8 protein-coding genes are annotated in these 6,031 nt (G+C 52.8%); 6 read left to right on the plus strand and 2 right to left on the minus strand.

Translation table 11 applies throughout. The annotated features are described in order from the left end of the window. Positions 1 to 156: 156 nt before the first annotated feature. The gene (locus tag MVD07_RS07000) at positions 157 to 705 is read left to right on the plus strand and encodes a helix-turn-helix domain-containing protein (RefSeq protein ID WP_297500057.1); all 549 of its coding nucleotides are present in this window, start codon (positions 157 to 159) and stop codon (positions 703 to 705) included. Positions 706 to 823: 118 nt separating this feature from the next. Here the strand turns inward: MVD07_RS07000 and MVD07_RS07005 are convergent, their stop codons facing one another. Further along, complete coding sequence (locus tag MVD07_RS07005) at positions 824 to 1,288, minus strand: ferredoxin family protein (protein ID WP_297500060.1); 465 nt, start codon at positions 1,286 to 1,288, stop codon at positions 824 to 826. A gap of 135 nt (positions 1,289 to 1,423) precedes the next feature. Between MVD07_RS07005 and MVD07_RS07010 the strand changes: the two genes are divergently transcribed. Next, a complete protein-coding gene (locus MVD07_RS07010) occupies positions 1,424 to 2,134 on the plus strand; it encodes an ABC transporter ATP-binding protein (protein ID WP_297500075.1) in 711 nt (236 codons plus the stop codon). Continuing rightward, positions 2,131 to 3,081 (plus strand): SufD family Fe-S cluster assembly protein, encoded by a 951-nt coding sequence (locus tag MVD07_RS07015; RefSeq protein ID WP_297500063.1) that lies wholly within the window; start codon positions 2,131 to 2,133, stop codon positions 3,079 to 3,081. Before MVD07_RS07010 ends, MVD07_RS07015 begins: the two co-directional genes overlap by 4 nt. On the opposite strand, the gene MVD07_RS07020 is transcribed toward MVD07_RS07015, so the two are convergent. After that, positions 3,082 to 3,477, minus strand: a complete 396-nt coding sequence (locus MVD07_RS07020) for a NifB/NifX family molybdenum-iron cluster-binding protein (RefSeq protein ID WP_297500077.1) — start codon at positions 3,475 to 3,477, stop codon at positions 3,082 to 3,084. It abuts the gene before it with no gap. Positions 3,478 to 3,652: 175 nt separating this feature from the next. Between MVD07_RS07020 and MVD07_RS07025 the strand changes: the two genes are divergently transcribed. The 3 genes from MVD07_RS07025 to MVD07_RS07035 form a co-directional block, all read left to right on the plus strand. Continuing rightward, positions 3,653 to 4,138, plus strand: coding sequence for a universal stress protein (locus MVD07_RS07025; protein WP_297500066.1), 486 nt, complete (start codon positions 3,653 to 3,655; stop codon positions 4,136 to 4,138). Continuing rightward, entirely contained in the window at positions 4,135 to 5,160 is a 1,026-nt protein-coding gene (locus MVD07_RS07030) for an arsenic resistance protein (RefSeq protein ID WP_297500069.1), read from the plus strand. Before MVD07_RS07025 ends, MVD07_RS07030 begins: the two co-directional genes overlap by 4 nt. Before the next feature lie 53 nt (positions 5,161 to 5,213). Next, the coding region (locus MVD07_RS07035; protein ID WP_297500072.1) for a radical SAM protein at positions 5,214 to 6,031 on the plus strand (818 nt) is incomplete at its 3' end.

Here is a 6,031-nt window from a genome sequence, read left to right on the forward strand (position 1 = left end):
GACCATATTGATCCTAGCTTTCATAACGATGCCCTTTGATGGTGGCTTCTGGACTATTGGGGCATGGATTGCCGTTATTGGCGGTGCAATAATAGCAACCGCGAAGAGCTGAATTTCCTCTCCAGTTTCTTTTTTATTATTCCGGGGGCGACCATCATGACAGTGGTTGCAAGGATGACCCTGATCAGGTGGGATGCAGATGACAAAAAGGACAGAGACCAAGAGGACCGCAGGTTCTTCGTAGAGGCCGTCGGTTCTTTCTTTAAAAGGTATGGATATGACGAGGTGGACGGCAGGGTTTATGGTCTCCTGCTCCTGATGGGAAGGCCGGCCACGATGGCCGAGCTATCAAAGGAGCTGGGGCTCAGCAGATCTGCCGTATCGATCTCACTGAAAAGGCTCTCGAGAGACTACCTTGTCAAGTACCAGAAAAGAGGCAGGGTGAAGTACTTTTCTGCAGTTCCGGCATTTCTGAAGAAGTTCCTCCAGCAGCCAAAGGACATCCTTGAACATGAAGTCATTCCGCTCGAGAACGTTGTTGAGAGAATGATCGCTAGAAGTGACGATCCCGTTAGAAGGGCCAGCCTTGAGAAAGCCCTGAAGAATTTAAAGGCCCTTGAGTGTGTCCTCCGCGGGATCATCCGCCTTGAGTCTGAGGCCAGGTGTCTCAACGGGAGCTGGAAGCAGGGTACTCAAGCCCATTAAACCGCCCGTTGGATTGATGTCTTTCTCCCATCCGATAGCGTTCTTCTCATCACCGGGGGTTTGATCTACGGGGGATGGGCGAGCAAGACGGTAGGGGAGATAATTCACCCCGTGGCTCTTAAAACTCTGGTCGAATCCTGTTACTTCTATCACCCTTTCCTGGAGAGTCCTGCTCGGGCGTTGCCGTTATCTCCTCCTCGCTCAGGTGGTTCTTTTCTGTTATCTGGCCCACTATCTCGAAGGCCTTCTTCGTCACCCTTGCCTTAGCAACCCACTTCTTTATGTACTCCTTCGGCGGGAACTCTATGGCGTTGCAGGGACAGAGAGTTGCACAGGTTGAGCAGCCGACCATGCAGTTGTAGGGCCTCGCCACTATTGGCACTCCCCTCTCAGTGTCCCAGTCAAAGACTCTCCTACCACAGGTGACGAAGCAGATTCCACAGCCGGCGCAGAGGTCGTAGTTTATTTTCGGATACCATTCTATCTCCTTCCTGTCAATGCCCCACCATGGGATAGCGCTCAGATCCTTAACTTCCCTTCCGAGGGCGTCCTTGCCAATTACGGGAGCTTCCACCTTTGGCATTCTCACCACCTCCGTCCCAATTGAGATAATTTCACTTAAAATATTTTTCAGATATTAATGTTTCCAACCTTCGGTTCTGGACGTTTCTGTCCAGAAAATATTAAATTAAGTTCATATTATCTATGATAGGTGAAAATGCTCTGCTTAAGAAACGCCGACTACTCGCGGGAAGAGAGGAGGCTCCTCCGGGGAATAAACATGCGCTTTAGAGAGGGAATGAGCTACTCGATACTCGGGCCCAACGGTGCCGGCAAGTCAACGATAGCCAGAATCTTAATGGGCGAGCTAAAACCAACCTCTGGAAGGGTTCTCCTTGACGGACGGGACATAACAGACCTCGGCGTCACCGAGAGGGCCAAACTGGGGATAAGCATGGCCTGGCAGGAACCGGCGCGCTACGAGGGGATAATGATCAGGGAGTACCTAACCCTCGGCGGGAAGTTGAAGGTTGAGGAAGACGAGATAAGGGAGGCACTTGAGCTCGTCGGCCTTCCCTATGAGCTCTACTCTAATAGGCTGATGGACAAGGGCTTGAGCGGAGGCGAGAGGAAGAGGGTTGAATTAGCTTCGCTCCTCCTCCTGAAGCCGAGATACGCCATCCTGGACGAGCCCGATTCGGGCCTCGACATAACCGCCGGCGAGCTCATTGAAGAGCTCTTAAACCGCTTTAAGAAGGCCGGGACGACAGTCATCATAATCACGCACCATGAGGAGATAGCCAGAAAGACTGATTTTGCCTACTTCGTCTGCGCCGGCAGGCTCGTCAAGAAGGGCTTCTCGCGGGAGGTCGTTGATTACTATAGAAAAACCTGTGGAAGGTGCCTCTTCGTGGAGGGGTCGCCATGACGATAAAGGTTGACCGCGTGAAGGAGTATGAAGCCCTGCTTGATATCTACGAGCGCGAGGGTCTCGATAAATCGCTCTTCGATAACAGGGTCGCGACCATAATCATAAGCGGAAGCAAAATAATCGGCCTCAACAACGTTCCGGGAGTTGAGATAAAAGGCGAGGAGATCGAGAACGGCGTAAGGGCCGACGTCAGGATAGCAGATGGGGTGGAGCTCCCCTTTCCGATCCACCTCTGCACCGGCTACCTTAAGGGCGAGGGCTATCAGCGGGTTGAGTTCAACATCACCGTTGGAAAGAACTCGAAGGTGAGGTTCACCTCCCACTGCATCTTTCCATACGCGAAGGACTTCACCCACGAAGCAATATCGAGGATAAGCGTCGGCGAGAACTCCTCTGTGCTCTACGACGACGAGCACATACACGGCGAAGGGGTCAGGATGATAAGCAGGACCGAGGTTGAGGTTAAGGCCGGTGGTCGCTACACCGGAAAGTTCTCGCTCACGAAGCAGCGCGCGAGGGAGCTTAAGCTTGAGATGACGGCTAAACTCGCCGACAACGCCGTTGCGGAGCTGACGTCGAAGGTCAAGGCAGTAGAAGACGACTCGGTCGAGATAAGGGAAGTCCTCCAGCTGGAGGGCGCGCACTCTCGGGGCGACCTCAAGAGCACGGTGATAGCGTTCGATAAATCGAGGGTCAACGTCGTGAATGAGGCCTATGGGTTAGGGGACTACGCCAAAGGCCACATCGAGTGCCACGAAATTGTGAAGGGAGAAGCCGACGTCCAGACGGTTCCGTTGCTGAGGGTGAAGAACGATAAAGCAGAGTTAACACACGAGGCCTCGATTGGGAGGATAAACGAGGCCCAACTGGTTCAGCTCATGGCGAAGGGACTAACGGAAGAGGAAGCGGCGGAGCTGATTATAAAGGGACTTTTAGGGGAGTAACTATTCTCGCTTTTCGCAGTTTCCCCCGTGCTTTTTCTCCCGCTCTATTTTCTCCCTCCAGTTGGGGTCAACTTCGAGAACCTGCTCTATGAAGGCTTTAACGACGTCCTTAATCGGGCCGTAGGCACCGGTGACGACCGCTATCCCAAAGTCATTGAAGTAGCTCACAGCCTTCCTTCCCATACCGTAGGCTAAAACGACCTCCCCGCCGTGCTCCTTCACAAAGCTTGGCAGGTCTCCGGGACCATGTTCATTGAAGGGAACTTCCACAACCTCATGGCCTTTGATCTCGTTGTTCTCCACGTCCACGAAGACGAAGTACCTCGCCCTCCCGAAGTGCCCGCTGACGTTGCTCTCAAGGCCCCTCTCGTCCTCGGCCGGAATCGCGATTCTCATCTCTACCCCCATACTCATGAACATCTTTTCAGATATAAATCTTATGGTGTCACAGATTCCCTGATTTTCTTCTCATCTGAAAATAATCACATTTGTCCAGCAAACTTTAAAAACTGTTAGGCACCCCTAACACATGAAAAATAGTCAAGATGAAAAATTCGGCAGGTGATGTTAGATGTTCAGGAAGGTGCTCTTTCCGACTGACTTCAGTGAAGGCTCATACCGGGCCGCAAAGCGATTTGAGAAGTCCAATGAGGTTCCGGTGGGTGAAGTGGTTCTCCTCCACGTGATTGATGAGGGAACCCTCGAAGACCTCCTCAACGGCTATTCGCTCCTCTACGAGAACGAGAAGGTCGAGCTGGAGGAGATAAAGGAGAAGCTGGAAGAGAAGGTCATGGAGAGGCTCCGGGAGAAGATCGAGGACGTGAAGAGAGCCTTCAATGCGGGGAAAGTTAAGCCGGTCGTGCGCTTCGGCATCCCTTGGGAGGAGATAGTCAAAGTTGCCGAAGAGGAAGACGTCTCCCTCATAATTCTCCCGACTCACGGGAAGCTCGGCTTCTCCAAGGAGCTCTTCGGCTCGACAGCGATGCGCGTGCTGAAGAAGACATTCCGACCCGTTCTGCTCATGAAGCCAAAATGCAGGTGTGGTGATGAGGAATGAACTGGCTGAAGATTAAGAACCATCTCGATAAATACCTCCCAGTTTACGTGACGCTCGCTATGATAGCGGGCTTCTACGTTGGGACGCATGCAAACGTCGAGGCCTACAAGGGAACGCTCAAGATAATCAACATGCTCGTCGTCATCAGCATGATATACCCGATGATGATAAACCTCCGCCTCGGCGAGCTCAAGAACAGCGCCAAGCTCGGAAAACAGCTGGTCATAGCCCTCACCATGGGCCTCGTTATTTCACCGCTAATCATGTACGGTGCAATCTGGCTAACCGGGCTGTTCCACCCGGTAAACCACATGCTCGCCCTTGGGCTTCTCCTGGCTGTCGTCGTCCCGTGTTCCTCGATGAGCATAGCCTACACAGGATTTACCAAGGGCAGCATCGAGCTCGCAACGATAGTCGTTGCCCTCAGCTTCACGCTCGCCATAGTCACGGTTCCACTGTGGCTTAAGATATTCGCCTCCAGCTACCACGTCGCCATTTCGGTCTGGCTCCTCGTCAAGACCATTCTTATAGTAGTCATAACGCCCATGATACTCGGCGTCCTCACGAGGGGCTACCTCTTAAATAAGCTCGGCCCGGAAGGATTCCTCAGAATAAAGCCTGCCTTCCCCTCAATCTCTCTCCTCGGCATGTACACCATCGTCTTTCTCATCTTCATGGAGAAGGCGAAGCTCATAGCGGCGAAGCCGGAGATAGTGGGAATAGCATTAATCCCCCTAACCCTCTACTACTTAATCGCACTGCTCTTCATGACCTTCGTGGACAAGGCATCGGGAATACCCTACAAAGACCACATGGCGATAACCTTCACCTCAGTCGGAAAGAACGAGGGGACTGCAATGGCAATAGCTTTGGCTGCGGGAACCGGGCTGATGGCAATCGCTCCGGCGGTAACTCCAATCGTCCAGATACCTTTCCTCGTCGGCTACGTTAAGGCCTGGAGAAAGGTAGCCCTACTCTGGAACTGCAGAATAATTGAGGAGGAAATCGAGGTGTCTGTCTGACCCAAACTTTTTTTACCTATTTTTTCCAAACTATATAACTGGACGTCCTGGAGATGATGGAAATGAGGATTCTCCTCGTGATGCCCCCAACCGAGAGTGCCATAAAAAAGGTCGTGGGCACCACAGGTCCCCCTCTGGGTTTGGCCTACCTTGCCTCGATGGTTCGCGAAGAGCATGAGGTTAGGATAATCGACGGCATAGCCGAGGACTTGACCTTTGAGGGCGTCATGAGGATAATAAAACGCTACGATCCGGACATGATCGGGATAACCGCCACCACCTCAGCGATGTATGACGCCTACACGGTTGCGAAGATAGCGAAGAACCTCAACGAAAACGTCTTCGTCGTGATGGGTGGTCCCCACGTCACGTTTACGCCGGAACTGACGATGAGGGAGTGTCCCTGCATAGATGCCGTGGTGAGGGGAGAAGGTGAGCTAACCTTTAAAGAACTTGTGGATGCAGTTGATAAGGGCCGTCCGCTGAGGGGCATCCTCGGGCTGTCCTACCGCGAGGGGAACGGTAAGATAAGGAACGAGCCCCCGAGGCCTCTTATAAAGAACGTGGACGGGATTCCGATGCCCTCCTACGATCTCCTTCCGATGGATAAGTACGTCGCCGGCAGAACGCCCTTCGGAACGGTGATGACGAGCAGGGGTTGCCCCTTCAACTGCGCATTCTGCTCCTCCTCGCTCCAGTTCGGGAAGAGATGGCGTGGTCACAGCGTTGAGCGCGTTATAGAGGAGCTCTCGATACTCCGCTATGAATACGGCAGGAGGGAGATAGAGTTCTTGGATGATACTTTCACCCTCAACAAGGTCAGGGCCGTTAAGATAGCCGAGGCCATAAAAAGGGAGGGATTGGATATAAC

It is taken from the genome of Thermococcus sp. (assembly GCF_027008145.1).
GTDB lineage: Archaea > Methanobacteriota_B > Thermococci > Thermococcales > Thermococcaceae > Thermococcus.

Coding starts and splice junctions, on each gene's coding strand:
- MVD07_RS07000 (WP_297500057.1), top strand. CDS start 157: ATGACAGTGGTTGCAAGGATGACCCTGATCAGGTGGGATGCAGATGAC.
- MVD07_RS07030 (WP_297500069.1), top strand. CDS start 4,135: ATGAACTGGCTGAAGATTAAGAACCATCTCGATAAATACCTCCCAGTT.
- MVD07_RS07020 (WP_297500077.1), bottom strand. CDS start 3,477: ATGAGAATCGCGATTCCGGCCGAGGACGAGAGGGGCCTTGAGAGCAAC.
- MVD07_RS07005 (WP_297500060.1), bottom strand. CDS start 1,288: ATGCCAAAGGTGGAAGCTCCCGTAATTGGCAAGGACGCCCTCGGAAGG.
- MVD07_RS07025 (WP_297500066.1), top strand. CDS start 3,653: ATGTTCAGGAAGGTGCTCTTTCCGACTGACTTCAGTGAAGGCTCATAC.
- MVD07_RS07010 (WP_297500075.1), top strand. CDS start 1,424: ATGCTCTGCTTAAGAAACGCCGACTACTCGCGGGAAGAGAGGAGGCTC.
- MVD07_RS07015 (WP_297500063.1), top strand. CDS start 2,131: ATGACGATAAAGGTTGACCGCGTGAAGGAGTATGAAGCCCTGCTTGAT.